Genomic DNA, 24,020 nt, shown 5'->3' with positions numbered 1-24,020 from the left:
ACCCAGGAGATTCACATGCGTCAATCCGTTTCCACTGTCCGCGTGCTGTCCTACGCCCTGCTTGCGGTGGCCGTTGCCGCCGGCACCACCGGCTGCTTCAAGCGTGGCGTCAAGGGCGACTATGCCCTGGCCCCGGAAATGCGTCCGCTGGAAGTGCCGCCGGACCTCAACCTGCCGGCCACCACCGGTGACAACAAGGTGCCGGCGCTGGTGTCGGCCACCAAGCCGGCAGCACCGGCGGCTGCGGCTCCGGCCGTTGGCAATACCGGTTTCACCATCGCCGGTGGCAAGGATGAAGCCTTCGCCAAGGTCGGTACCGCGCTGGAAGGCGTGGAGGGCGTGACCATCGCCAGCCGCGCCCAGCTGCTCGGCTCGTATGACGTGGCCTACGAAGGCAGCAACTTCCTGGTCCGCGTGGTCGCCGTCGATGCCGGCGCCTACATCTCCGCGGTCGACCCGCGTGGCCTGCCGGCCACCGCCGAAGCGCCGGTGAAGCTGATCGCCGCGCTGAAGGCGAAGCTGGCCCAGTAAGGGCTGCCTCTGGTAGAGACTGACCTTGGTCGGCGCTTCTGTGCCAACCAAGGTTGGCACCTACCGGATCGCAAGGTCGGCATGCCGTATCGCGAGGTTGGCATACCGGATCGCAAGGCTGGCATGCCGGATCTTGCGGTTGGCGTTCACCGGAAAACAGAAAAGGGCGCCCGTGGGCGCCCTTTTCGTTGCCGCCGTGGGCGCTTCTCAGCGCTCCAGCAGCTTCAGCTTGTCCGGCTTGCCATCCCATTCGCCGGCGTCGGCGGGCGGGTCCTTGCGCACGGTCAGCACCGGCCACTCCTTCGCCAGCTCGGCGTTGAGGGCGACGAAGCCTTCCTGGCCGGCGGGGACATCGTCCTCCGGGAAGATCGCGTTGACCGGGCACTCCGGCTCGCAGAGGGTGCAGTCGATGCACTCATCCGGGTCGATCACCAGGAAGTTCGGGCCTTCGTGGAAGCAATCCACGGGGCACACTTCCACGCAATCGGTGTGTTTGCACTTGATGCAGTTTTCGGTGACGACAAAGGGCATGGGCTGGGGGTGGATCGATTCCTGAACCCGCCAATTCTAGAACAGGTTGGCCCCCGCTGTCGGCGCGGGGCGGAAATCGGGCGTCTGGCAGGCGCGGCCGTGGCAGTCATTGGCGGCAGGGCGGGGCCTGTGCGACGCTGCGGGTCAGCCGCCTGCGTCGGGTGGCCGGCCCCCTTCCCAGCAGGATCGTCAATGTCGCCAGCCAAGCCCAGAATCGCACCCCATGGCGGTGAGAACACTGCATTCATCGTCCTGATCAGCTGCGTGGCCACGCTCGGTGGATTCCTGTTCGGCTTCGACAGTGGTGTCATCAATGGCACCGTCGATGGCCTGCGCCAGGCCTTCAACTCCAGCGAGGCGGCGCTCGGTTTCGAAGTCGCCTCGATGCTGCTGGGCTGCGCGATCGGCGCGTTCCTGGCGGGTTGGCTGGGTGATCGCCTGGGCCGTCGTGGCGTGCTGATCGTGTCGGCGCTGCTGTTCCTGGTCTCGGCGCTGGGCGCCGGCGCCGCCCATGCCTCCTGGCTGTTCATTGCCGCACGCGTGCTTGGCGGCTTCGCGGTGGGGGCGGCCAGCGTGATGTCGCCGGCCTACATCGCCGAGGTGGCGTCGGCGCGCTATCGCGGCCGCCTGGCCACAGTGCAGCAGATGGCGATCATCTGCGGCCTGTTCGCGGCGTTCCTCAGCAATTACCTGCTGGCCCGCGCCGCCGGGGCGTCGACCGAGCCGTTGTGGCTGGGTCATGAGGCCTGGCGCTGGATGTTCTGGATGCAGGCGCTGCCGTCGGGGCTGTTCCTGCTGTTGTTGCTGGTGATTCCGGAAAGCCCGCGCTTCCTGGTCCTGAAGGGGCGCCAGCAGCAGGCGAGGGCGGTGCTCGCGCGGCTGTACGGCGATACCGTGGCGGCGGCCAAGCAGGCCGAGATCGAAACCAGCCTGGCCCAGGACCAGCACAAGCCGCGCTTCGGCGACCTGCGCAACAAGGCCACCGGCAAGCTGCGCCCGATCCTCTGGGTGGGTATCGGCCTGGCCATGTTCCAGCAGCTGGTCGGCATCAACGTGGTGTTCTACTACGGCGCAGTGCTGTGGCAGGCGGTCGGCTTTTCGGAAAGCGACGCGCTGTTGATCAACGTGCTGTCCGGTGGGCTGAGCATCGGTGCCTGCCTGCTGACGGTGCTGTTGATCGACCGCATCGGGCGCAAGCCGCTGCTGTGGATCGGCTCGGTCGGCATGTCGGTGGCGCTGGTGCTGATGGTGGTCGCGTTCGCCAGTGGCAGCCTGGCCGACGGTCGCCTGCAGCTGTCCGACGGCATGGGCCGGCTGGCGCTGGTCGCGGCCAACGTCTACGTGGTGTTCTTCAACATGTCCTGGGGCCCGGTGATGTGGGTGATGCTGGGCGAGATGTTCCCCAACCAGATCCGCGGCCCGGCGCTGGCGGTGGCGGGTGCGGCGCAATGGACCTCGAACTTCGCGATCACCGTGACCTTCCCGATGCTGCTGGCCGGCATCGGCCTGGCCGGCGCCTATGGCATCTACGCGGTCGCGGCGATCCTCTCGATCGTCTTCGTGGTCCGCTACGTACGCGAGACCAAGGGCAAGGAGCTGGAGCAGATGGAAGGCTGACGGCGACTGGCTTCGGTTGCGTTCCGTTGGCGCCTGCTTGTCCAGAGTGTGAGAGGGCGGCCTGCCCCCTCCTGACAGTTCATGGTGCGTGCGGATGCGGCGAAGCGCTGGTCGGTTGTTGCCGCAGCTCGCGGGAAACCGTCCTGAGCCGGTGGGGTCACCCAGGGCAGGACCGTTGGCGCCATGGATGGCGCCATCGAGCCCCCATGGATGGGTTTACGGCGTGTCCTGCCCTGGGTGACCCCACCGGCTCAAGCCGATTGCAGGGAGGCGCCAAAGCGACCAACCCGACCGCAATCACTGCAATCCCGGAAAACAGAAAAGCCCGCACAAGGCGGGCTTTTTCGGTTCCTGCTGCGGCGACTGGCGCTCCCTAGGGGACTCGAACCCCTGTTTTAGCCTTGAGAGGGCCACGTCCTAACCACTAGACGAAGGGAGCGTAACTGTGTCGCTGCCGAGGCAGGAGCGCTAGTATATGCACCTCGATGCCATTGGGCAATCCCGAAACTTCAACCGGAAGCGCCAACATCATTTCCTCTGCTACATCACCGTTCAGCCTGCGCGTCATCCCGCGCGACCAGCACACGATCTCCCGCAAGGACATCAGCCCGAACGCCCTGCGCGTGCTTTATCGCCTGCGCGATGCCGGCTTCGGCGCCTACCTTGTCGGCGGCGCGGTGCGCGACCTGCTGGTCAATGGCCAACCCAAGGATTTCGACGTGGCCACCGACGCCACGCCCGAACAGGTCAAGCAGCTGTTCCGCAACTGCCGCCTGATCGGCCGCCGTTTCCGCCTCGCCCACGTTGTGTTCGGCCGCGAGATCATCGAAGTCGCCACCTTCCGCGCCAACAGCGATGACGGTAGTGGCGACCGCGAGATGGAAAACGGCATGCTTGTGCGCGACAACGTGTACGGCACCATCGAAGACGACGCCGTCCGCCGCGACTTCACCTGCAACGCCCTGTACTACGCCATCGAGGACTTCTCGGTGCGTGACTACACCGGTGGCTTCGAAGACGTGCAGGCGCGCCTGATGAAGCTCATCGGCGACCCGGTACAGCGCTACCAGGAAGACCCGGTGCGCATGCTGCGCGCCGTGCGCCTGGCGGCCAAGCTCGGCTTCCAGATCGAAGAGGGCACCGCCGCGCCGATCCCGCAGCTGGCTGGCCTGCTCAACGAAGCCGCGCCGGCACGCCTGTTCGAGGAAGTGCTGAAGCTGTTCCTGTCCGGGCACGGCGTGGCCAGCTTCGAAGGCCTGGAGCGCTACGGTCTGCTCGACGTGCTGTTCCCGGAAAGCGCCAGGGCGTTGAAGTCCAACCGCACCGGCGCGCTGCGCCGCATGCTGGTAGAGGGCCTGGCCAATACCGATGCCCGCGTGGCCAACGACGAGCCGGTCTCGCCGGCGTTCCTGTTCGCGCTGCTGCTGTGGCCGGCGTTCTGCCGCGCCCAGGCGACCCTGCTCAAGCAGGGCGTGGCGCCGGAAGAGGCGCAGCGTCGTGCCGCCGACCGCGTCACCGTGCAGCAGTTGAGCACCATCGCGCTGCCGCGCCGCTTCTCGCTGCCGATGCAGGAAATCTGGCTGCTGCAGTCGCGTTTCAGCTCGCGCCAGCGCAAGCGCGTGTTCCGCACGCTCACCCATCCGCGCTTCCGCGCCGCGTTCGACTTTCTCAGCCTGCGCCAGGTGGCCTCGGCCGAGCACGCTGCCGATGTTGAATTCTGGCGCGAGGCACAGGCCCAGTCCGGTCGCGAGCTGGAATCGTCGCTGGACGCGATGCACAGCGAAGAGGGCGATGACGAGAACGGAGCACCGCGCAAGCGTCGCCGTCGTCGTCGCCGCCCGGGTGCCTCGGCCGGTGCAGCTGGCGAATAAGCAATGACGCCAGCGTGGATCGGCCTCGGCGCCAACCTCGGCGATGCGGCCACGACTGTCGGCGCGGCGATCACTGCGCTGGACGGCCTGCCCGGGACCCGCGTGCTGCAGGCCTCGCGCCTGTACGCAACGCCGGCCTGGGGCAATGAAGACCAGCCACCGTTCGTCAACGCGGTGGCCGCGGTCGAAACGTCACTGGCAGCCGATGAACTGCTGCAGGCGATGCTGGCGCTGGAGCAGCGCTTTGGTCGCGTGCGCGATCCGGCGGTGCACTGGGGGCCGCGCGCGCTGGACCTGGACCTGCTGCTGTATGGCGCGCAGGTGCTCGACCAGCCCGGCCTGCAGGTGCCGCACCCCTACATGCACGAGCGTGCCTTCGTGCTGGTGCCGCTGGCCGAAATCGCGCCGGATCTGGCCATCCCCGGGCATGGCCGCGTGCGGGATGCAGTGATGCGGGTGGATGCCTGCGGGATCGCGCCGATAGGGTGATAATGCCCGGGTTATCTCCCCCGGTTATCAGCACATGAGCACCCACGCAGACAGCAAGCCCTGGACCGTTCCCGCCCTGGCCGAGGCCAAGCGCAATGGCCAGAAGCTGGTCATGTTGACCGCCTACGACGCTGGCTTCGCCCGCACTTTCGACGCAAATGGCGTTGACCTGATCCTGATTGGCGATTCGCTGGGCATGGTCGTGCAGGGCCATGATTCGACCCTGCCGGTGACCGTGGCCGACATGGTCTACCACACCCGCGCCGTGGCCCGTGTGCTGCAGCGCGCGCTGCTGGTGGCCGACCTGCCGTTCGGTGCCGATGCCACTCCGGAGCGCGCGCTGGATGCTTCGCTGCAGCTGCTGCAGGCCGGTGCCGAGATGGTCAAGATCGAAGGTGCCGGCTTCAAGGTCGACATCATCCGCTACCTGGTTGAGCGTGAGATTCCGGTCTGTGCGCATCTGGGCCTGACACCGCAGTCGGTGCTGCGCCTGGGCGGCTTCAAGATCCAGGGCCGCGGCGATGCCGCGCGCCAGCTGGTGGAAGATGCCAGGGCCGTGGCCGCTGCCGGCGCCAGCATCATGGTGCTTGAGTGCGTGCCGACCCCGGTTGCCGCCGAGGTGACCGCTGCGGTGGAGGTGCCGACCATCGGCATCGGTGCCGGCCCGCAGTGCGACGGCCAGGTGCTGGTGCTGCACGATTTCCTCGGCCTGGACAGTGGCCATCGCCGCCCCAAGTTCGTCAAGGATTTCCTTGCCGAAGGCGGTTCGGTGGCCGGTGCCACCCGCGCCTACGCCGACGCCGTGCGCGACGGCAGCTTCCCCGACGAACAGCACGCTTACGCCTCATGATCCAGACCTTCAACGAGCTCGGCGCATTGCGCGAGCAGATCGCCCAGTGGAAGCGCGAGGGCCTCCGCGTGGCGCTGGTGCCGACCATGGGCAACCTTCACGGTGGCCATCATTCGCTGGTGACCCTGGCCCGCCAGTACGCCGACAAGGTCGTGGCAAGCATCTTCGTCAACCCGACCCAGTTCGGGCCGAACGAGGATTTCAGCCGCTATCCGCGTACGCCCGAGGCCGATGTGGCCGGGCTTGAGCAGGTCGGCTGCGATGCGGTGTGGCTGCCCAGCGTCGAGGCCATGTACCCGCTGGGCGTGGACAAGACCACGCAGATGCACGCGCCCGGCGTGAGCGAGGTGCTGGAAGGTGCCAGCCGCCCGGGCCACTTCGATGGCGTCTGCACGGTGGTGGCGCGCCTGTTCCTGCAGGTGCAGCCGGACGTGGCCGTGTTCGGCCGCAAGGACTACCAGCAGCTGGCGGTGATCCGGCAGATGGTGGCTGAGCTGTCGTTCCCGATCCAGATCGTCGGCGCGGACATCGTGCGCGACGAGGATGGCCTGGCCAAGAGTTCGCGCAACCAGTACCTGAGCGCCGAACAGCGCCCGGTCGCGACCACCATCCACCGCACCCTGCTGGGCATGCGCGAAGGCTACGTGGCCGGGCAGGCGCGTGATCGCATCGAGGCCGACGCCACGGCGGCATTGCAGGCGGCCGGTTTCCAGGTCGACTATGCGGTGCTGCGCACCCCGGAGCTGGCCGAGCCGACGTTCGATGGCGGTGGCCGCGTAGCGCTGATCGCCGCGCGCCTGGGCTCCACCCGCCTGATCGACAACCTGGAGTTCTGAGCCGCATGCGGCCCGGGGGCGCCCACAATGGGCGCCTCGCACCTTCCCATGGACGGGAGAACGGCAATGAAGACACCCTCCACTGACGCTGGTCGGCTTGCGCAGGCGTTGATCCTGGCCGTGCTGGCTGCCGGCATGCTGCCGGCGCAACTGTTTGGCGGCCTGTTGTTCGCGCTCGAATTCAGGCGCACGCCGATGCCCGCGCTCACCGGCGGTGGACTGATGTTCGGGCTGGGCGTCTGCGTCGCCATCGCGGTGTTCCTGCCGATGGCGTTGCTCCTGCGGTCTCGGTGGCCCCTGCGCCGGACCCGCTTCGTGCTTGCAGGGTCTGCTCTGGGCGCGCTGGCCATGGCCATCCATGAGTGGCCGGGCGCGATCCATGGGCCGCTGCTGCAGCGCCTGCGCTATGTCGATACATTCGATGTGATCAGCTATGGGCTGACGGTGTTGGCTGCAGGGGGCCTGGGCCTGGCCTCCGGGCTGGCCTTCCATACGGTGTTCAGGCTGTCACTGCAGGGCGGTGCCGTCCATGCCACGGCGCCGCCGCCGGGCGAGGGCGCCTGAACGGCCTTCAGCGTCCTGCCGCAGGCCCCTGACGACGGCCAAGCGGGTGCTAGAATCCGCTCTTTCCTTTGCCGTTGCAGCGCCCCCATGCACCTGTCCCTGCTCAAGACCAAGATCCACCGCGCCACCGTCACCCATTCCGAGCTGAACTACGAAGGCTCGATCGCCATCGATGACAACCTGCTGGCTGCCACCGGCATCCGCGAGTTCGAGCAGGTGCACATCTGGGACGTGACCAACGGTGCGCGCTTCTCGACCTATGCCATCCGCGCCGAAGCCGGCAGTGGCGTTGTCTCGCTCAACGGTGGCGCCGCGCGCCACGTGCAGGTCGGTGACATCATCATCATTGCCGCGTTCGCCAGCATGACCGAGCAGGAAGCCGACAGCTTCAAGCCGAAGCTGGTGTACGTTGATGGCAAGAACCAGATCACCCACACCAACGACACGATCCCGACCCAGGCCGCATGACAACGAACAACGGATTCGACTCGCTGCATTCCCACGCCCAGCGCCTGAAGGGCGCAAGCATCCCCGGCCTGCTCGCCGCCGAACCCGGCCGCGTGCAGGACCTGGCGCTGCGGGTCGGTCCGTTGTACGTCAACTTCGCCCGGCAGAAATACGATGCCGCGGCGTTGCAGGCATTGCTGGCGCTGGCTGCCGACCGTGATGTCGGTGGTGCCATCACCCGCCTGTTCCGTGGCGAGCAGGTCAACCTGACCGAAGGTCGCGCCGCGCTGCACACCGCACTGCGCGGCGACGTGGTCGATGCGCCGGTGGCGGCCGAGGCCTATGCCACCGCGCGCGAAATCCGCCAGCGCATGGGCGTGCTGGTGCGCGCGCTGGAAGACAGTGGCGTGACCGATGTAGTCAGTGTCGGCATCGGTGGTTCCGACCTTGGCCCGCGCCTGGTTGCCGACGCGCTGCGTCCGGTCAGCGGTGCGCGCCTGCGCGTGCATTTCGTATCGAACGTGGACGGCGCGGCCATGCAGCGTACGCTGGCCACGTTGGATCCGGCCAAGACCGCCGGCATCCTGATCTCCAAGACCTTCGGCACCCAGGAAACCCTGCTCAACGGCCAGATCCTGCACGACTGGCTGGGTGGCAGCGATCGCCTGTACGCGGTCAGTGCCAATCCGGAACGTGCCGCCAAGGCCTTTGCCATCGCCGCCGATCGTGTGCTGCCGATGTGGGATTGGGTCGGCGGCCGCTATTCGCTGTGGTCTGCGGTCGGTTTCCCGATCGCGCTGGCGATCGGCTTCGATCGCTTTGAACAGCTGCTGGAAGGTGCTGCGCAGATGGATGCGCATGCGCTGGATGCACCGCTGGAGCGCAACCTGCCGGTGCTGCACGGCCTGACCGACATCTGGAACCGCAACCTGCTGGGCCATGCCACGCATGCGGTGATGACCTACGACCAGCGCCTGGCGCTGTTGCCGGCCTACCTGCAGCAGCTGGTGATGGAAAGCCTGGGCAAGCGTGTGCAGCGTGATGGCCAGCCGGTCACCACCGATACCGTGCCGGTGTGGTGGGGCGGGGCGGGCACCGATGTGCAGCACAGCTTCTTCCAGGCACTGCACCAGGGCACCAGCATCGTTCCGGCCGACTTCATCGGCTGCGTGCACAACGACGATCCCTACACGATCAATCATCAGGCCCTGCTGGCCAATCTGCTGGCGCAGACCGAAGCACTGGCCAATGGCCAGAGCAGCGACGACCCGCACCGTGATTACCCGGGCGGCCGCCCGAGCACGCTGATCCTGCTCGACGCGCTGACCCCGCAGGCGCTGGGTGCGCTGATCGCCATGTACGAACACGCCGTGTACGTGCAGTCGGTGATCTGGAACATCAACGCCTTCGACCAGTTCGGTGTCGAACTGGGCAAGCAGCTGGCCAGCGGCCTGCTGCCGGCGCTGCAGGGCGAGGATGTGGCCGTTGCCGACCCGATGACCCGCGAGATCCTTGCGCAGCTGAAGCGCTGAGGCTCTGGTAGTGCCGGCCGCTGGCCGGCAACCTCATGAACGATTGAAGCATCACCTGGTTGCCGGCCAGCGGCCGGCACTACCAGAGCGGACGGGTTGGCGGCCAGCGGCCGGCACTACCGGAGCGGACGGGTTGCCGGCCAGCGGCCGGCACTACCATGAAGGGCGTGGTGCCTCAGCGGCTCGGGTCGCGTTCCGGGCTGGGCCGCTTGGCCAGCTTGCGCTGCAGCGAGCGCCGGTGCATGCCGAGCAGGCGCGCGGCTGCCGACACATTGCCGCCGGTCTCGTGCATCGCCTGCTGGATGTGTTCCCACTGCAGGCGGCTGATCGGTGTCATCGCGTCGGGCACTTCCATTTCGCCATCGTCGGCCGGGCCGTCATCCTCCTCGCCCAAAGCGCGAAGGATCATCGGTACCGTGGCTGGCTTGGGCAGGTAATCGTCCGCACCGAGCTTGATCGCTTCCACCGCAGTGGCGATGCTGGCGTAGCCGGTCACCAGCAGGATGCGCATGTCCGCGCGCAGCGCACGCAGCGGCTGGATCAGCGCCAGGCCGGAATCGCTGCCCAGCTTCAGGTCGATCAGGGCGAACGCGGGTGGGTGCTGGCGCGCCAGTGCCAGCGCGCTGGCGGCATCCTGCGCGGTCTGCGTTTCAAGCCCCTTGCGGGCCAGGCTGCGCTGCAGGGTGCGCAGGTACAGTTCGTCGTCGTCGACCAGCAGGCCGAGGGTTGAGGCGCTCATGGGGTTTCCTCGCGTGGGGTCAGCGGCAGGCGGAAGCCGACGCGGCTGCCGGCCCCCTGGGCCGGGCGCATCCACATCTCGCCGTCGAGGCGTTCGATCGTGGCATGGGACAGGGCCAGGCCGACCCCCATGCCTTCACTCTTGCTGCTACCGAACAGCTTGCCCGGCAGCACCGCGGCGCGCGCGTTGAAGCCGTGGCCGTAGTCGCGTACTTCGCCGATCAGATCGTCGCCTTCGATGCGCAGGTCCAGGTCCACGCGCGGCCGGCCGGCCTGTTCGCCGGCATCGGCGGCATTGTTGAGCAGGACCATCAGCAGGTGGCCCACGCCCGGGTCGAGCGGCAGCCGCAGCGGCGCATCATCGTTGCGGTGCAGGTCGATGGTCGGTCGCACCAGGCGCCATTGCTCCAGCACCTGCTGCGCGCTGGAATGGCTGCGTCCGGGCGCATCGGCCGAGGCCGGTGCGGCCAGCGCCAGCACGCGCTCGCGGCACTGCACCAGCAGCTCGCGCAGGGTTTCCATGTCCTCGCGCACTTCCGGCTCTTCACTGCGTTCGGCCACGTCGTCGGCGAGCAGGGTCATGGTTGCCAGCGGCGTGTTCAGTTCATGCGCCACCGAGGCGGCATGGGTGGCCAGGGCGACGATGCCCTCGTTGCGGGCGAAGCGTTCGCGCAGGGCCGAGAGTTCCAGTTCGCGCTGGCGCAGCGCCAGCGCCAAGCGGGTGGAGAAGGCCAGTACGACCGCCGCGGAAATCAGGAAATTGGCGACCACGCCCCAGCGGTTGAGGTCCTGCGCGCGGAAATAGCCGTCCGGCAGGGGCTGGCCGAAGATGCCGCTGGCGGCGTAGCCGAGCAGGCAGGCCAGCGCGACCGCCAGCGCCCAGCGCAGGGGCAGGGCGAACGCGGCCAGTGCGATCAGGATCAGGAACAGCGAGCTGAACGGATTGGCCATGCCACCGCTCCAGCCGACCATCCAGGTCAGGATAATCACGTCCACCAGGATGTGGCCGAATGCAGTCAGCGGTGCGGTGTCGGCCGCTTCCGGGCGCAGCTGGGTATAGATGTTGAACAGGGCCAGCACCGCCACGCCGGCCCACAGCGGCAGCTGCGGCAACGGCAGCCCCAGCACCCAGGTGGCGACCAGGATGGTGGCGGCCTGGCCGCCTACTGCAAGCCAGCGCAGGCTGCACAGGGTTCGGAGAAACGGGGCGTCGGGACCGGTCATTCACGCTCATCGTATGCGTTCGCGCGTGACCGTGCCTGCGACAATCGGCCGCAGCCGTGCCGCCGGCTGAATGCGAGTCACCCCGAATGCAGGGCCGGGCGGTAGAATGCGCCCATGCACGACGCCGTCACCCGCCCGACTCCGCCCTCCGATGCCACTGCCTGGCCGCGCCGCCAGACCCATGCCGTCCAGATCGGCGGAGTCACCGTGGGCGGAGGCAAGCCGGTGGTGGTGCAGTCGATGACCAACACCGACACCTCCGACGTCGCCTCCAGCGTGAAGCAGGTGGCCGAGTTGTGGCGTGCCGGTTCGGAGATGGTGCGGCTGACCGTCAATACCGTGGAAGCCGCTGCGGCGATCCCGCGCATTGTCGACAAGCTGGCGATGATGGGCATCGACGTGCCGCTGATCGGCGATTTCCACTACAACGGCCACCAGCTGCTGACCGCCGAACCGGCATGTGCCGAAGCACTGGCCAAGTACCGCATCAACCCGGGCAACGTCGGCTTCGGCAAGAAGAAGGATCTGCAGTTCGCCCAGCTGATCGAATTCGCCATCCGTTACAACAAGCCGGTGCGCATCGGCGCCAACTGGGGCTCGCTGGACCAGGCCCTGGCGGCGAAGCTGATGGACGAGAACAACCTGCGCGAACAGCCCTGGGACGCCGGCCGCGTGCTGCGCGAGGCGCTGATCCGCTCGGCGCTGGATTCGGCCGAGCAGGCGGTGGAGCTGGGCCTGCCGCGCGATCGCATCGTGCTGTCGGCCAAGGTCAGTGGCGTGCAGGAGCTGATCGCGGTGTACCGCGACCTGGCGCAGCGCTCCGACTTCGCCCTGCACCTGGGCCTGACCGAGGCCGGTATCGGCAGCAAGGGCATCGTGGCATCGTCCGCGGCGCTGGGCGTGCTGCTGCAGGAAGGCATCGGTGACACCATCCGCATCTCGCTGACCCCGGAACCGGGCCAGTCGCGTACGCAGGAAGTGATCGTCGCCCAGGAACTGCTGCAGACCACCGGGCAGCGTGCCTTCACGCCGCTGGTCACGGCCTGCCCGGGCTGCGGCCGCACCACCTCCGAGTTCTTCCAGGAGCTGGCCAAGGTGGTGCAGAACCACGTGCGCGAGAAGATGCCGCTGTGGAAGATCCATCACCCGGGTGCGGAGAACATGACCCTGGCGGTGATGGGCTGCATCGTCAACGGACCGGGTGAGTCGCGCCATGCCAACATCGGCATCTCGCTGCCGGGCACGGGTGAGACGCCTGCGGCACCGGTGTTCGTCGATGGCGAGAAGAAGGTGACCCTGCGTGGCGACAACATCGCCCAGGAGTTCGTCGCCCTGATCGACGATTACGTCGAACACACGTATGTCCGAAGCGCCGGATAAGCCTGCGATCCTCGCCGCACCGGAGTCCGCCTCCGGCTTCCGCCACTGGATGGCGCGCAACGCCTGGCGCCTAGTCCTGTTGTTCGGTGGCGTGCTGCTGCCGTTGGCAGGCTTTGTTGCCCTGGCGGATGAAGTGCACGAGTTTGAATCGTTCCATTTCGACGCGCCCCTGCTGTGGCAGATGCATGGCCTGCATTCGCCCTGGCTGGACCGCTTCTTCGTGCTCATCTCGAAACTGGGCTACGAGTGGTTCCTGATCCCGGCCGACGTGCTGATCATCGGCGTGCTGCTGGGCTACCGGCGCTGGCGCGAGGCGACCTTCGTTGCGGTCAGCTTCATGGGATCGGCGCTGCTGAACATGGGCAGCAAGCAGTTCTTCCAGCGCCAGCGCCCCAGCCTGTGGGAATCGATTGCGCCGGAATCGACGTTCAGCTTCCCCAGCGGGCACGCGATGGGCTCGATGACCCTGGCGGTGACCCTGGTGCTGCTGGCCTGGAACACCCGCTGGCGCTGGTCGGTCCTGATGCTGGCACCCGCGTTCAGCCTGCTGGTCAGCGTGTCGCGGGTCTACCTGGGGGTGCATTACCCCTCCGACATTCTGGCCGGATGGTGTGCCGCGCTGGTTTGGGTGGTAGGGTGCTACCTGGTCATGTTCAGCCGCCGACACCCTTGGCGACGGCACGGCCCGCCGCCAGCGAAGGCCAGCGAAGCACCACCACAGGGGGTTTGACGTGGATGGCCCTTGAGGGACGTCTACGTGATAGATCAGTTGTTTCGTTGCAGCAGGTTCTGCAAGACAGGGGGCAAGCACAACGCGCGGTACTGTGATGCGCAAGGCAGATCGCCGATGCCGCATTCCGGACGCGCTTGCAGGGTATCGGCACCCTGCCTAGCTTGACCTGCAATGGCCGCATTCGAAGAGGTACATGAATGACGATTCGAGTCTACCTGGTGGATGACCACGCGCTGGTCCGCACCGGTATGAAGATGATTCTGTCGGGGGAAACCGACATCGAGGTGGTGGGCGAAGCCGAGACCGGCGAAGACGCGCTGCGTGAAGTCCGCCAGCTGCTGCCGGATGTGGTGCTGTGCGACCTGCACCTGCCGGGCGTGAGCGGCATGGAAGTGACCGAGCGCATCGTCCGCAGCCACCGCAATACCCGCGTGGTGATCGTGTCGGTACTGGAAGACGGCCCGCTGCCCAAGCGCCTGCTCGAAGCCGGTGCGGCCGGTTACATCGGCAAGGGCTGCGATGCGCAGGAACTGCTGCGTGCGGTGCGTGATGTGGCGGCCGGTCGTCGCTACCTGGGCACCAGCATCGCGCAGAATCTGGCGCTGTCGACAGTGGAAGGCAATGGTTCGCCGTTCGACAACCTGTCGCCGCGCGAGCTTGAGGTGGCGCTGTTGCTGACCCAGGGCCTGCGCCAGGAAGACATCGCGCGGCGCCTGAGCCTGAGTGCGAAGACGGTGAACACGCACAAGGCGCGGTTGTTCGAGAAGATGGGGATCCACGACAACATCGCGCTGGCGCGGATGGCCAGCCAGTACGGGCTGGTGGATCCGGCACGGCCGCTGTAAGGGGTTCGGCCAACGGCTGAGCCCCTCGCGGTGTGCGGCCGGATTCGTGGGGTTGGCCCTGCGGAGGGATTGCGCAGGGGACGCCGTGAATCCATCCCTGGAGGCTCGGGCGCGCCATCCATGGCGCTTACGCCCCTGCGCAATCCCTCCGCAGGGCCACGGACGGTTTCCGTGCGCCGCCACCGCGGAATTGAAGAAGGAAGAGCAGTAGCGGGTCGCGCGCTTTGCGCACTCGTCGCCCGGGGTCGGATCCCTTTCCCGGTGGGAAAGGGCTCTGACCCCTGATGATGCCGGAGCCGAGCATGGGCTCGGCTCTGCACCTTTGTCGGGCTCAGTGGCCGCGTACGCGCTGGATGATCTTGGCGGCGTCTGCGGCGCTGGCGCGCACCTTGTCCCATTCGCCGTTGGCGATCCAGTTGCCCGGCACCATCCACGAACCACCGATGCAGACCACGTTCTTCTGCTCGAGGTATTCGGCGGCGGTGTTCTCGGTGATGCCGCCGGTCGGGCACAGCTTCAGGTCCGCCACCGGGCCGGCCAGTCCCTTGATCATTGCCAGGCCACCCACAGCCGTGGCCGGGAACAGCTTGCACACGCGGAAGCCGCGGGCGTAGAGCGACAGCAGTTCGGTCGGGGTGGCCGCACCCGGCACCACCGGCAGCGGTGCGGCGGCCAGTGCATCAGCCAGTGCCGGCGGCGTACCCGGGGTCACCAGGAAGTCCGCACCCGCATCGATCGACTGCTGCATCTGCTCCACGGTCAGCACCGTACCGGCACCCACCACCACGTCCGGCAGCTCGCGCTTGAGCATCGCCAATGCTTCCATCGCCACTGGCGTACGCAGGGTCAGCTCGATCGCCGGCAAGCCACCTTCCAGCAGCGCCGCACTGACCGCCCGCGCCTGGTCCAGCGTATGAATCGTCACCACCGGCAGGATGCCCGCCGCACGCAACAGCTCCGCCGCCTTCACCTGATGTTGTTCGATACCCATAGCTCTGCTTCTGCCTTTTGCTTTCGAATTTGATTTTCAGTGATCACTTCGCGGCGCGAGGGCGCCGGCAGACTGTCCTGAGGCGGCGGGTAGCCCCCACCAGGACCGTGAGCGGCATGGATGCCGCGACCGAGCCCCCATGGATGGGTTTACGGCGTGTCCTGGTGGGGGCTACCCGCCGCCTCAACCAGGACACTCACCGCCAACGCATACCCGCAACGCTCTTCAACCCTCAGGCGTCCTTCGCCTCGTGCGGCGCCGCCGCCGCGGCGGCATCGTGCCCCAGCTCATACTCCGCGTCGTACTCCCACGGCCCGCCATCAGCCGCCGCCGGCCCGCACGAAATCGAAATCGCGCCCTGATCAGCCGGACCCACCACGCGACGGTTGATCGCGAACAGGTTGCGGCCCAGGTCATGCGCAGCCGGCGCGGTGTTCGGCGCCAGCGGACGTGCCGCCCATTCGGCCGCGTCCACCAGCACTTCCAGCGTGCCAGCCTCGCCATCCAGGCGGATCATGTCGCCCTCGCGGACCTTGGCCAGCGGACCGCCGCGTGCCGCTTCCGGCGTCACGTGGATCGCCGCCGGAATCTTGCCCGAGGCGCCGGACAGGCGACCGTCGGTGACCAGCGCCACGCGCCGGCCCTGGTTCTGCAGCAGGCCCAGCAGCGGCGCCAGCGAATGCAGTTCCGGCATGCCGTTCGCACGCGGGCCCTGGTAACGCACCACCGCCACGAAGTCCTGCGGCAGCAGGCCACCGGCGTGCAGCTTGTTCAGCACCTGCGGTGCATCGACCACCACGGCCGGCGCTTCGATCGTGCGGTACTGCGGCTTTACCGCCGACAGCTTGATCAGCGACTTGCCGAGGTTGCCGCGCAGCAGGCGCAGGCCGCCCTGGTGCTCGAACGGATTGTCGACGCCACGCACCACTTCGTCATCGGCGCTGCGTTCCAGGCCCGGCAGGTAGACCAGCTGGCCATCGCGCAGCTGCGGTTCGCGTGCGTAGTCGGCCATGCCGCCGCGCGCCACGCTGACCAGATCGCCGTGCATCAGGCCCGCCTTGATCAGCTCGCCGAACACGAACGCCGGGCCGCCAGCGGCCGCGAAGCGGTTCACGTCGGCCTCGCCGTTCGGATAGACGCGGGCCAGCAGCGGAATCAGCTGCGACAGTTCGTCGAAGTCGTCCCAGGTCAGCACGATTCCGGCGGCACGCGCCACCGCGATCCAGTGGATGGTGTGGTTGGTCGAACCGCCGGTGGCCATCAGCGCGATGACCGCGTTGATGATCGCGCGCTCGTCGATGATCCGGCCCAGCGGACGGAAGTCGTCGCCCAGTGCGGTGATGTCCAGTGCACGTTCGGTCGCTTCGCGGGTCAGCGCGTCGCGCAGCGGCGTGCCCGGATTGACGAACGACGCGCCCGGCAGCTGCACGCCCATCGCTTCCAGCAGCACCTGGTTGGAATTGGCGGTGCCGTAGAAGGTGCAGGTGCCGGCGCCGTGGTACGAGGCGGACTCGGCTTCCAGCAGCTCTTCGCGGGTGGCTTCGCCGGCGGCATAGCGCTCGCGCACTTCCGCCTTCTGCTTGTTGGGGATGCCCGGGGTCATCGGGCCGGCCGGCACGAACACCGCCGGCAGGTGGCCGAAGGCCAGCGCACCGATCAGCAGGCCGGGCACGATCTTGTCGCACACGCCGAGGTAGACGGTGCTGTCGAACATGTCGTGGCTGAGCCCGATCGCGGTCGCCTGCGCGATCACATCGCGCGAGAACAGCGACAGTTCCATGCCACCGCGGCCCTGGGTGACGCCGTCGCACATCGCCGGCACACCGCCGGCCACCTGTGCCGTAGCACCGAGCTCGCGGGCGATCTCGCGGATCTGCTCGGGATAGGTCTCGAACGGCTGGTGCGCCGAGAGCATGTCGTTGTAGGCGGTGATGATGCCCAGGTTCGGCGTTACGCCGCCGCGCAGGCGGCTCTTGTCGGTGCCGCCACAGGCGGCGAATCCGTGGGCGAGGTTGCCGCAGCTCAGGCGGCTGCGGAACGGGCCTTCGCGCAGGGAGGCGTCGATCGCGGCCAGGTAGGCGGCACGCGAGGCGGCGCTGCGGCGGATGACGCGCTCAGTGATGGCTTGCAGTTGCGGATGGAGGCTCATTGGCTACCGGCGTTCAAGGTGGCGAGAGGCAAGCGGCGGCAGGGCGCCGCCGCCGACATCAATCAGCCCAGTGGACGCGCAGGCGCGCGCCTTCCAGGTTGATCGCGTTGAGGATCGGGTACTGCTGGGCGTCGTTGCTGTCCAACGCCTGGCGCAGCACCTGCAGCTTCTGCTTGCCGCGCAGCAGCAGCAGGCGCTGGCGGCATTGGCGCAGCCCATGCGGGGTCAGCGTGATGCGCAGCGGCCACTGGTTCGCGCCCGGGCAGCCGGTGGCATCCAGCGCGGCATAGGGCAGGGCGCTTTCCAGTGCGCGGGCCAGGTCCTTCGAGCCCGGGAACAGCGAGGCGGTGTGGCCATCGTTGCCCATCCCCAGTGCCACCAGGCTCGGCGGCTGGCTGTGCTGGGCCTGCAGGTTGGCGGTGTAGACGCATTCCTGCAGCGGCTTGCCGATGCGCACCAGCGGATCGAAATGCGCACCTTCGGCACGCTTGAGCAGGTGCTCGCGCACCAGCCATGCGTTGCTGTCGCGATCCTGCGGCGACAGCCAGCGCTCGTCGGCCAGGCTCACTTCAACCCGGTCCCAGTGCACGTCCAGTTCGGCCAGCGCCTGGTAGACCGGTGCCGGCGTGGTGCCGCCGGACAACAGGATGCGGGCGCGGCCCACTTCATTGATGTCGTGGTTGAGGGTCTGCGCCATCTCGGCGGCTACCGCTTCGATCCAGCCGTCGGCATCGCCATGGTGGATGAACTCGACGCGGTCGTCGTGGAAGGTGGGGCTCATGCGGCAACTCCAGGTGCGTCACGTTCGGCATCGGCGGCATAGGCGGCGGCGCCCAGCAGTCCGGCATGGGGATGCATCACGGCCAGCGACGGCACCCGCGCCATGATCGAAGAGAACCGCCCCTTGTGTTCGAAGCGCTGGCGGAACCCGGAGTGCTGCAGCGAATCGAGCATCTTCGGGGTCAGTCCACCGGTGAGGAACACGCCGTCCCAGGCGCCCTGGGTCAGTACCAGGTCGCCGGCAATGGCGCCGAACACGGCGCAGAACACATCGACGGTGCGCATTGCCTGCGGATCGCCATGCAGGGCGCGGGCGGTCACGTCCACCGGCTGCAGCTGGCCCGGGTCGATACCGGCCATCTCGCACACCGCGCGATGGATGTTGACCAGGCCGGGTCCGCAGATCAGGCGCTCATTGGAGACGCGGCCGAACTGCTCGGACAGGATCTCCAGGATGCGGATCTCCTCCGGCGTTCCCGGCGGGAAGCTGACATGGCCGCCTTCGGTTTCCAGCGGGTAGCAGCGGCCGTGTCGAAGGATCAGGCCACCGACGCCGAGCCCGGTACCGGGCCCGATCACCGCATAGTTGCGTGGCTGGCCCGGCTTTCCCGGCACCCAGGCGGCGCCACCGACCTGGACCACGTCCTCGGGCTGCAGCAGCGAGATCGCCATCGCCTGTGCGGCGAAGTCGTTGATCAGGTGCAGCTCGTCGAAACCGAGCATCGCCGCGGTGCGGCTGCGCGAGATCACCCACGGATGATTGGTGATGCGTGCCTCGTCACCGTCTACGCGGCCGGCCACCGCGAACACGCCGCGGCTGGCGGCAGCGCCGATCTGCTCAAGGTGATGGCGGGCGGCATCGCCAAGCGACGGGAACTCCGCCACTGCGTACTCGCGGATGCTCTCCTTCAGCAATGGCGCGTCCAGCGAGGTGTCGGCCAGGGCGAAGCGGGCGTTGGTGCCACCGATGTCGGCGACCAGCACCGGCTGCGAGTTGGCACTCATGCCGACGCCTCGCTGTCCGGTGCGTCCACGCCCTGCGGCAGGAACTCCGTTGCGTTGCTCGGGCCCCATTGGCCGGCGGGATAGGGTTCCAGCGGCAGCTTGGCCTCCTTCCAGGCGTCGGCCACGCTGTCGATCCACGCCCAGGCGGCGCGCACTTCGTCGTCACGCACGAACAAGGTGTGGTTGCCGTTGAACGCATCCAGGAACAGGCGTTCGTACGCGATGCGGCGATGCAGGCCGGTCGGCACCGACAGTTCCAGTTCCAGCGGATGCAGTTCCAGCGCGCCCCATTCCGGGCCGGCCAGGCTGCTCATCAGTCCCAGTTCGATGTTCTCCTGCGGCTGCAGCTGGAACACCAGGCGGTTCGGTGCGGCCTGGGCGCGCTGCGGGCGCTCGAACAGCCAGTGGGTGACCGGCTTCAGCGTGACCACCACGCGGGTGGTGCGCTCGGGCAGGCGCTTGCCGGTGACCAGGTGGAACGGCACGCCGCTCCAGCGCCAGTTGTCGATGTGCGCGGTGACGCCGGCGAAGGTTTCCACGTCGCTGCCTTCCGGCGGCTGGTAGGCCTGCGCCGGCTGGCCGTTGATGGTGCCGGCGGTATAGCGGCCGCGGATGCTGTCACGCGCGGCGTGCCTGGCATCGAGCGGACGCAGCGCGCGCAGCACCTTGACCTTCTCGTCGCGGATGCGATCGGCTTCCAGCGAGGCCGGCGGCTCCATCGCCACCATGCACAGCAACTGCAGGATGTGGCTCTGCACCATGTCGCGCAGTGCGCCGGAGCGGGCGTAGTAGGCGTCGCGGCCATCCACGCCTTCGCTCTCGGCCACCAGGATGTGCACTGATTCGATGTAGTTGCGGTTCCATACCGCTTCCAGCAGCGTGTTACCGAAGCGCAGCGCGATCAGGTTCTGCACCGCCGCCTTGCCGAGGTAGTGGTCGAGACGGAACACACGGTCCTCGTCGATCCACTGGCCGATGGTGCTGATGATTTCCTCGGCGCTCTCGCTGTCGCTGCCGATCGGCTTCTCCAGCATCAAGCGTGCCGGCGCGGCGAGGGCGCCACCCTTGGCCAGGCCTTCGCAGGTGGAGATGTACAGGCCCGGCGGAATGGCCAGGTAGCTGACGCACTTGCGATGCACCAGATCGGAGACGGCGGCGGCGACAGAGTCGACGTCGCGCAGGTCGACCGAACGGTAGTCGATGCGGCGCAGCAGGCCGTTGATGTCGTCCTGCGAGGCCATCGGCATGGCCTGCTGCAGGCGCGGGCGCAGGATGTCATGGAAGGCTTCGGTGTCATGCCCGGACAACGCCAGTGCGCGGATGCGGAAGTCCTCCGGCAGCAGGCCGTCGCCAAGCAGGCGAAGCAGCGAAGGGAACAGGTAGCGCTGGGCCAGATCACCTGTGGCACCGAACAGGAAGAGGGTGTCGTGCATCGCTCGAGTTTCAGATCCGGGTGACATCGTTGTCAATCGCTTCATGGCTGGGTTCGGGGGACATCCGCGCAACTGCCTGTCCGAGGTTCGCTGGGGGCGTTCTCCGGGGCACCGGAAGACCGTTCCATTCGAAACCACTACCCCGGCGGAACCTTCGTTCAACCGCCGACGCAGATCGGTGCGCACCGATCATCGGATAGTGCCACGTGAAAACGTTTACATGGCAGAATGGGCAACTGTATTCGATTGCAGTGCTCGCCGTCATGCGGCAAGCGCGCAATCATCACTGCCATCGGGAGGGCCGAGGCAGTCCCAAAAGACAGCCCGGCTTCGGGCGGACCGGATAGGTGATATGGCAAAAGTGCAGTTGCAGGGTGTGCGCAAGGTCTATGACAACGGCCAGGTCGCGGTGAAGGACGCCACCTTCGAGGTCGCCGATGGCGAGCTGATGGTGCTGGTCGGTCCCTCCGGCTGTGGCAAGTCGACCCTGCTGCGGATGGTGGCTGGCCTGGAAGAGATCAGCGGCGGCACGCTGACCATCGGTGATCGCGTGGTCAACGATGTGGCGCCGAAGGATCGCGACATCGCGATGGTGTTCCAGAGCTACGCGCTGTACCCGCACATGACGGTGGCCGAGAACCTGGCCTTCGGCCTGAAGCTGCGCGGCCATGACAAGGCCACCATCGACAAGCGCATCGCCGAGGCGGCGCAGACGCTGGGCCTCACCGAGATGATGGACAAGCTGCCCAAGGCGATGTCCGGCGGCCAGCGCCAGCGTGTTGCGCTGGGCCGGGCGCTGGTGCGCGAGCCGGCGGTGTTCCTGCTTGACGAGCCGCTGTCCAATCTGGATGCCAAGCTGCGCCACAGCGTGCGTACCGAAATCGCGCAGCTGCACCGCAAGCTGGGCACCACCATGATCTACGTGACGCACGATCAGGTCGAGGCGATGACCCTGGGCCAGCGCATCGTGGTGCTGAAGGACGGCATCATCCAGCAGATCGATACGCCGATGGCGCTGTACGACCGTCCGGCCAATCTGTTCGTGGCCGGCTTCCTCGGCAGCCCGGCGATGAACGTGCTGCGCGGCACGCTGCAGGGCGATGCCAGCGGCGTGACCGTGGTCGACGGCGACTGGCGTGCACCGCTGGGCCAGGCCACGATCGATCCGGCGTGGCTGCAGAAGCCGATCGCGGTGGGCGTGCGTCCGGAGCACCTGCAGCCGGCCAGCGCCGATGATGCGCATGCGTTCACCGCGCGCATCGAAGGCATCGAGCCGGTCGGCAACGAGATCTTCGTGAATCTGAGCAGTGGCCAGCACGCGCTGACCATGCGCGTGGCGCCGCAGGCGCTGCCGGCGGTGGGCGAGCAGATCCGCGTGGCGATCCACCCGCAGGGCCTGCATTTCTTCAGCGCGGAAACCGGCGAGCGCCTGTAACGGGTAAGGCCGGCCGCTGGCCGGCTACCTCATTCATGCGTGGTTGCCGGCCAGCGGCCGGCACTACCATTCCTCCGCCGAAGGCGTGGATGAGAGCCCAACAGATTCAGCGTGCCAATCCATCCAGCAACGGCACGCGCTGCGCGATGGCATCACCCACCTGCAGGTCAGCATCACCCGCCTCCAGTGGCAGCACCGCCAGTGCCAGGTCGCCGGCCACGCAGGCGATCGTGCCCAGCGCCGCGCCGTCCTGCTGCACGCCATCGCCGGCCTGCGCCGGTGCCGCGGTATGCATCAGCTGCACCGCGCGCTTGGCCTTGCCGAGGAAGTGGGTGCGGGCGACGATTTCCTGGCCGGGATAGCAGCCCTTCTTCACGCTGTAGCCGTTCAGACGGTCCAGGCCCAGCTGCTGCGGGGTCCACACCTCGCGCTGGCCTTCTTCCAGCCGCGGCAGCCCGTAGCGCAGGTCGGCCTGGCGCCAGGCCAGGGCGAAAGCGGCCTCATCGGTTTCGCTGCCGGCCGCAAAGGCATCGGCGGCGCCGATGCGCAGGGTGCGCGGCAGGGCATCGCTGCCCAGGTCCAGTTCCCAGCCATCACCTGCGGCCTGCGCAATCGCGGCGCCGCTGGCGGCCTCGGGCGCAGTGAATGCCCCGGCCGCCGCCAGATCATCGCGCACCAGCACCTTCACCTTGCGGCGGAACACGAAGCGCTGCAGTTGCGACGCAATCGCATCGGCATCGCCATCCGCCAGCACCAGCATCAGGTGGTCGTCGGCCAACCGCAGCAGCTGGAACACCGCCAGGGTGCGGCCCTTGGCGCTCAACCAGGCACTCCACTGCCAGTGCAGCAGGGGCAGGGCGGTGACATCGCTGCTGAACTGGGCGTGGGCAAAGACAGCCGCATCCGGGCCCTGCAGGCTCAGCAGCTGGTGGCCGGGCAGGCGCGGATATCCGACGAAAGCAGGGGGCAGGTTGTCAGGCACGTGAACGAGGTCTAAAATTTGTGCGTTGCGAGACCGAACATGATAGGCCAAACAACCCCCACTCCCGACGACGAATCTGAAGCCCCGCTGGTCCCCGCGGCACCCGTGCCCGTGGAACAGGAAAAAGCAGAAGAATTCGGCGGCCGCGGCGGACTTGATCCGGTGCGGTATGGCGATTGGGAGAAAAACGGACGCTGCATCGATTTCTGATCAGCATTGAGCCAACGCGGCCGCGTGCCGCCCAGCCGAGACAACGAGCCCAGCGAATGGCGACCAGACAACGCCCACTTTCCCCGCACCTTCAGGTGTATCGCTGGCAGATTCAGATGGCCACCTCGATCCTGCATCGAGCCACTGGCGTCTTTCTGTCTGTTGGTGCCCTCATCATCGCTGCCGGCCTGCTGGCCCTGATGATGGGGCCCGAGTCCTGGAACTGCTTCACCGGCCATGCCGGGGCCTGGTATGGCCGCGTGTTCCTGTTCGCGTGGACATGGTCGTTCGCCTATCACCTGTGCAATGGCATCCGCCATGTGGTGCAGGACTTCGCCATCGGCTTCAGCATCCCCGCCTTCATCCGCAGCAGCTGGCTGTCGGTCACCGGCAGCCTGGTGATCACCCTGCTGGTGTGGGCCTATGTGATGTTCGGAGGTGCCGCGTGAGCAAGTTCCGTACCCCGTTGAAGAACGTGCGTGGCCTTGGCTCGGCGAAGACCGGCACCGAGCACTTCGTGCATCAGCGCCTGACTGCCGCCGCGCTGGTGGTGCTGGGTATCTGGTTCCTGGTCTTCGTGCTGGGCCTGCTGGGCTCGGACTACGCGACCGCCGCCGCCGCCGTGGCCAAGCCGTGGAACGCAGTGCCGCTGATCGGCCTGCTGATCGCCATGTTCTGGCACGCGCAGCTCGGCATGCAGGTCGTGCTGGAAGACTACATCCACGAATCGCTGCTGGCCCTGGTGCTGCAGACCGCGGTGAAGTTCGTCGCCGTGCTCGGCATGATCGTCAGTGTGTTTGCGGTGGGCCGCATCGCCCTCGGCGTTGCCTGAGCCCAGGCACCTACA

Annotated in this window: 25 protein-coding genes and 1 tRNA gene; 16 read left to right on the top strand and 10 right to left on the bottom strand. The window is 67.5% G+C overall.

The window, feature by feature from the left end; genetic code table 11:
- Positions 1-15 precede the first annotated feature (15 nt).
- A complete protein-coding gene (locus AC5P9N_RS18565) occupies positions 16-531 on the top strand; it encodes a hypothetical protein (RefSeq protein ID WP_005409053.1) in 516 nt (171 codons plus the stop codon).
- A 207-nt stretch (positions 532-738) separates the two neighbouring features.
- Here the strand turns inward: AC5P9N_RS18565 and fdxA are convergent, their stop codons facing one another.
- Positions 739-1,062 (bottom strand): ferredoxin FdxA, encoded by a 324-nt coding sequence (gene fdxA, locus AC5P9N_RS18560; RefSeq protein WP_005409054.1) that lies wholly within the window; start codon positions 1,060-1,062, stop codon positions 739-741.
- A 192-nt stretch (positions 1,063-1,254) separates the two neighbouring features.
- On the opposite strand from fdxA, the gene AC5P9N_RS18555 reads away from it, so the two are divergent.
- Positions 1,255-2,679 (top strand): sugar porter family MFS transporter, encoded by a 1,425-nt coding sequence (locus tag AC5P9N_RS18555; RefSeq protein ID WP_099485304.1) that lies wholly within the window; start codon positions 1,255-1,257, stop codon positions 2,677-2,679.
- A gap of 364 nt (positions 2,680-3,043) precedes the next feature.
- On the opposite strand, the gene AC5P9N_RS18550 is transcribed toward AC5P9N_RS18555, so the two are convergent.
- Positions 3,044-3,118 (bottom strand) — tRNA-Glu (locus AC5P9N_RS18550).
- A 52-nt stretch (positions 3,119-3,170) separates the two neighbouring features.
- On the opposite strand from AC5P9N_RS18550, the gene pcnB reads away from it, so the two are divergent.
- The 7 genes from pcnB (at position 3,171) to pgi (ending at position 9,268) form a co-directional block, all read left to right on the top strand.
- Entirely contained in the window at positions 3,171-4,550 is a 1,380-nt protein-coding gene (gene pcnB, locus AC5P9N_RS18545) for a polynucleotide adenylyltransferase PcnB (RefSeq protein WP_032965757.1), read from the top strand.
- Between the two features lie 3 nt (positions 4,551-4,553).
- Positions 4,554-5,039, top strand: coding sequence for a 2-amino-4-hydroxy-6-hydroxymethyldihydropteridine diphosphokinase (gene folK / locus AC5P9N_RS18540; RefSeq protein WP_099484518.1), 486 nt, complete (start codon positions 4,554-4,556; stop codon positions 5,037-5,039).
- 34 nt (positions 5,040-5,073) lie between these two features.
- Entirely contained in the window at positions 5,074-5,889 is an 816-nt protein-coding gene (panB, locus tag AC5P9N_RS18535) for a 3-methyl-2-oxobutanoate hydroxymethyltransferase (protein ID WP_005409058.1), read from the top strand.
- Positions 5,886-6,725: a pantoate--beta-alanine ligase gene (gene panC / locus AC5P9N_RS18530; RefSeq protein ID WP_012479762.1), complete on the top strand. Its 840-nt coding sequence runs from the start codon at positions 5,886-5,888 to the stop codon at positions 6,723-6,725. Before panB ends, panC begins: the two co-directional genes overlap by 4 nt.
- 66 nt (positions 6,726-6,791) lie before the next feature.
- Positions 6,792-7,289 (top strand): hypothetical protein, encoded by a 498-nt coding sequence (locus AC5P9N_RS18525; RefSeq protein WP_043035019.1) that lies wholly within the window; start codon positions 6,792-6,794, stop codon positions 7,287-7,289.
- An 87-nt stretch (positions 7,290-7,376) separates the two neighbouring features.
- The gene (panD, locus tag AC5P9N_RS18520; protein WP_005409061.1) at positions 7,377-7,757 is read left to right on the top strand and encodes an aspartate 1-decarboxylase; all 381 of its coding nucleotides are present in this window, start codon (positions 7,377-7,379) and stop codon (positions 7,755-7,757) included.
- Positions 7,754-9,268, top strand: coding sequence for a glucose-6-phosphate isomerase (gene pgi / locus AC5P9N_RS18515; RefSeq protein ID WP_099484519.1), 1,515 nt, complete (start codon positions 7,754-7,756; stop codon positions 9,266-9,268). The genes panD and pgi overlap by 4 nt, the downstream gene beginning before the upstream one ends.
- 175 nt (positions 9,269-9,443) lie before the next feature.
- Here pgi and AC5P9N_RS18510 read toward each other — a convergent pair whose 3' ends face one another.
- Both AC5P9N_RS18510 and AC5P9N_RS18505 read right to left on the bottom strand, forming a co-directional pair.
- Positions 9,444-10,007, bottom strand: coding sequence for a response regulator transcription factor (locus AC5P9N_RS18510; RefSeq protein ID WP_005409063.1), 564 nt, complete (start codon positions 10,005-10,007; stop codon positions 9,444-9,446).
- Positions 10,004-11,230 carry an ATP-binding protein gene (locus AC5P9N_RS18505; RefSeq protein WP_369479433.1) on the bottom strand — a complete coding sequence of 409 codons (1,227 nt, stop codon included), beginning with the start codon at positions 11,228-11,230 and terminating at the stop codon, positions 10,004-10,006. Before AC5P9N_RS18505 ends, AC5P9N_RS18510 begins: the two co-directional genes overlap by 4 nt.
- A gap of 114 nt (positions 11,231-11,344) precedes the next feature.
- On the opposite strand from AC5P9N_RS18505, the gene ispG reads away from it, so the two are divergent.
- The 3 genes from ispG (at position 11,345) to AC5P9N_RS18490 (ending at position 14,188) form a co-directional block, all read left to right on the top strand.
- Positions 11,345-12,610 (top strand): flavodoxin-dependent (E)-4-hydroxy-3-methylbut-2-enyl-diphosphate synthase, encoded by a 1,266-nt coding sequence (ispG, locus tag AC5P9N_RS18500; RefSeq protein ID WP_005409065.1) that lies wholly within the window; start codon positions 11,345-11,347, stop codon positions 12,608-12,610.
- A complete protein-coding gene (locus tag AC5P9N_RS18495; RefSeq protein WP_099484520.1) occupies positions 12,591-13,340 on the top strand; it encodes a phosphatase PAP2 family protein in 750 nt (249 codons plus the stop codon). Before ispG ends, AC5P9N_RS18495 begins: the two co-directional genes overlap by 20 nt.
- Positions 13,341-13,540: 200 nt before the next feature.
- Positions 13,541-14,188 (top strand): response regulator, encoded by a 648-nt coding sequence (locus AC5P9N_RS18490; RefSeq protein WP_005409067.1) that lies wholly within the window; start codon positions 13,541-13,543, stop codon positions 14,186-14,188.
- Between the two features lie 331 nt (positions 14,189-14,519).
- On the opposite strand, the gene eda is transcribed toward AC5P9N_RS18490, so the two are convergent.
- From eda to zwf, 5 genes are all read right to left on the bottom strand, one after another.
- Positions 14,520-15,179, bottom strand: a complete 660-nt coding sequence (gene eda, locus AC5P9N_RS18485; RefSeq protein ID WP_005409068.1) for a bifunctional 4-hydroxy-2-oxoglutarate aldolase/2-dehydro-3-deoxy-phosphogluconate aldolase — start codon at positions 15,177-15,179, stop codon at positions 14,520-14,522.
- A gap of 232 nt (positions 15,180-15,411) precedes the next feature.
- The gene (gene edd, locus AC5P9N_RS18480; protein WP_005409069.1) at positions 15,412-17,328 is read right to left on the bottom strand and encodes a phosphogluconate dehydratase; all 1,917 of its coding nucleotides are present in this window, start codon (positions 17,326-17,328) and stop codon (positions 15,412-15,414) included.
- A gap of 58 nt (positions 17,329-17,386) precedes the next feature.
- Positions 17,387-18,109, bottom strand: a complete 723-nt coding sequence (pgl, locus tag AC5P9N_RS18475; protein ID WP_005409070.1) for a 6-phosphogluconolactonase — start codon at positions 18,107-18,109, stop codon at positions 17,387-17,389.
- Positions 18,106-19,113 (bottom strand): glucokinase, encoded by a 1,008-nt coding sequence (gene glk / locus AC5P9N_RS18470; RefSeq protein ID WP_005412971.1) that lies wholly within the window; start codon positions 19,111-19,113, stop codon positions 18,106-18,108. The genes pgl and glk overlap by 4 nt, the downstream gene beginning before the upstream one ends.
- Positions 19,110-20,546 (bottom strand): glucose-6-phosphate dehydrogenase, encoded by a 1,437-nt coding sequence (gene zwf / locus AC5P9N_RS18465; protein WP_005409072.1) that lies wholly within the window; start codon positions 20,544-20,546, stop codon positions 19,110-19,112. Before zwf ends, glk begins: the two co-directional genes overlap by 4 nt.
- 352 nt (positions 20,547-20,898) lie before the next feature.
- On the opposite strand from zwf, the gene AC5P9N_RS18460 reads away from it, so the two are divergent.
- Positions 20,899-21,981, top strand: a complete 1,083-nt coding sequence (locus AC5P9N_RS18460) for an ABC transporter ATP-binding protein (protein WP_005412972.1) — start codon at positions 20,899-20,901, stop codon at positions 21,979-21,981.
- Between the two features lie 106 nt (positions 21,982-22,087).
- Here AC5P9N_RS18460 and ygfZ read toward each other — a convergent pair whose 3' ends face one another.
- A complete protein-coding gene (gene ygfZ / locus AC5P9N_RS18455) occupies positions 22,088-22,963 on the bottom strand; it encodes a CAF17-like 4Fe-4S cluster assembly/insertion protein YgfZ (RefSeq protein WP_099484521.1) in 876 nt (291 codons plus the stop codon).
- A gap of 39 nt (positions 22,964-23,002) precedes the next feature.
- Between ygfZ and AC5P9N_RS18450 the strand changes: the two genes are divergently transcribed.
- The 3 genes from AC5P9N_RS18450 to sdhD are packed head-to-tail and all read left to right on the top strand — an operon-like array spanning position 23,003 to position 24,005.
- Complete coding sequence (locus AC5P9N_RS18450) at positions 23,003-23,173, top strand: DUF1674 domain-containing protein (RefSeq protein WP_005409075.1); 171 nt, start codon at positions 23,003-23,005, stop codon at positions 23,171-23,173.
- Positions 23,174-23,229: 56 nt separating this feature from the next.
- The gene (sdhC, locus tag AC5P9N_RS18445) at positions 23,230-23,622 is read left to right on the top strand and encodes a succinate dehydrogenase, cytochrome b556 subunit (protein WP_005409076.1); all 393 of its coding nucleotides are present in this window, start codon (positions 23,230-23,232) and stop codon (positions 23,620-23,622) included.
- A complete protein-coding gene (sdhD, locus tag AC5P9N_RS18440; RefSeq protein WP_005409077.1) occupies positions 23,619-24,005 on the top strand; it encodes a succinate dehydrogenase, hydrophobic membrane anchor protein in 387 nt (128 codons plus the stop codon). The genes sdhC and sdhD overlap by 4 nt, the downstream gene beginning before the upstream one ends.
- Positions 24,006-24,020: the final 15 nt, after the last annotated feature.

It is taken from the genome of Stenotrophomonas sp. YJH_SMC_6 (genome assembly GCF_059371335.1).
The sequence above is the reverse complement of the archived record's forward strand: the minus strand, read 5'-3'. Positions and strand labels throughout refer to the sequence as shown.